General features: G+C 51.2%; 2 tRNA genes and 3 rRNA genes. All 5 read right to left on the minus strand.

Going from position 1 to position 1,388, the window contains the following annotated elements:
- Nucleotides 1–587: ribosomal RNA gene (locus C3B52_RS35510) — 23S ribosomal RNA — on the minus strand; the annotation flags it as partial.
- Between the two features lie 171 nt (nt 588–758).
- Nucleotides 759–875, minus strand: a 5S ribosomal RNA gene (gene rrf, locus C3B52_RS35515).
- Nucleotides 876–958: 83 nt separating this feature from the next.
- A tRNA-Ala gene (locus C3B52_RS35520) sits at nt 959–1,034 on the minus strand.
- 24 nt (nt 1,035–1,058) lie between these two features.
- Nucleotides 1,059–1,135: transfer RNA gene (locus C3B52_RS35525), tRNA-Ile, on the minus strand.
- Nucleotides 1,136–1,269: 134 nt separating this feature from the next.
- Nucleotides 1,270–1,388, minus strand: a 16S ribosomal RNA gene (locus C3B52_RS35530); the annotation flags it as partial.

Below are 1,388 nucleotides of genomic sequence, written 5' to 3' on the forward strand. Positions count from 1 at the left end.
GGGCTCCGACTATTTGTAAGCACACGGTTTCAGGTACTATTTCACTCCCCTCCCGGGGTGCTTTTCACCTTTCCCTCACGGTACTGGTTCACTATCGGTCGCTAGGTAGTATTTAGCCTTAGCAGATGGTCCTGCCAGATTCACACGGGATTTCACGTGTCCCGCGCTACTCGGGGTTGGTCTCGGAGGGATACCTGTTTAGGTTACGCGACTGTCACGCCCTATGGTCAGCTTTCCCAAGCTGTTCACCTACAGGTATCTTTTGTAACTCCGTGTGAGACGCCCCACAACCCCGCCAGGTAAACCTGACGGTTTAGGCTCTTCCGCGTTCGCTCGCCGCTACTGACGGAATCACTATTGTTTTCTCTTCCTCCGGCTACTTAGATGTTTCAGTTCACCGGGTCTGCCTTCTCGTACCCTATGTATTCAGATACGGATACCATCCCATTACAGATGGTGGGTTTCCCCATTCGGAGATCCCCGGATCAAAGCGTGCTTACCGCTCCCCGAGGCTTATCGCAGTTCGCTGCGTCCTTCTTCGGCTCCTAGCGCCAAGGCATCCACCGTGTGCCCTTAGTAACTTAACCACGACGCACAGGATGTGCTTGTTTCTGCGTTGTCTCATGGATGAGACGAACTTAGCAGGCCATCCTTGCATTTGTGTATTACTAAAAAGTACTTACACTTTAAATATCCTTAGCAATTACATGCAGTATCCAGTTTTCAAGGAACAAATACAGTTACTCATAGGAGTAACCGCCTGGCAACGTCCTACTCTCCCGGCTCCCTGCGGAGCAAGTACCATCGGCGCTGGAGGGCTTAACGGCCGTGTTCGGCATGGGAACGGGTGTGTCCCCTCCGCCATCATCACCAGACAATGTTTCTTATTTTCTTAAAAGTGACAAGGAGTAATTTATCATATCTCCCAATCAGCTTTCAAGTATTATTTTTTGGAAAATGGTGGAGCTGAACGGGATCGAACCGATGACCTCCTGCTTGCAAGGCAGGCGCTCTCCCAACTGAGCTACAGCCCCATAAGGAAACCAAAAATATTCAAATGGTGGGCCTAGGCTGACTCGAACAGCCGACCTCACGCTTATCAGGCGTGCGCTCTAACCAACTGAGCTATAGGCCCTCAGAACCCACAAAAAAAGACGTACTACTTCGAAGGCCAAAAGCTGGGGCGCTTCAAAGATCTATATACGTCAGGGAGTTGATGCTCCCTCAAAACTGAGCAGCGAATGTGCGTTAATCGTCGTATCTCCATAGAAAGGAGGTGATCCATCCGCACCTTCCGGTACGGATACCTTGTTACGACTTCACCCCAGTCATCTACCCCACCTTCGGCGGCTGGCTCCTTGCGGTTACCTCACCGACTTCGGGTGTTG

The sequence above is a fragment of the Brevibacillus reuszeri genome (genome assembly GCF_002897295.1).
GTDB lineage: Bacteria > Bacillota > Bacilli > Brevibacillales > Brevibacillaceae > Brevibacillus > Brevibacillus reuszeri_A.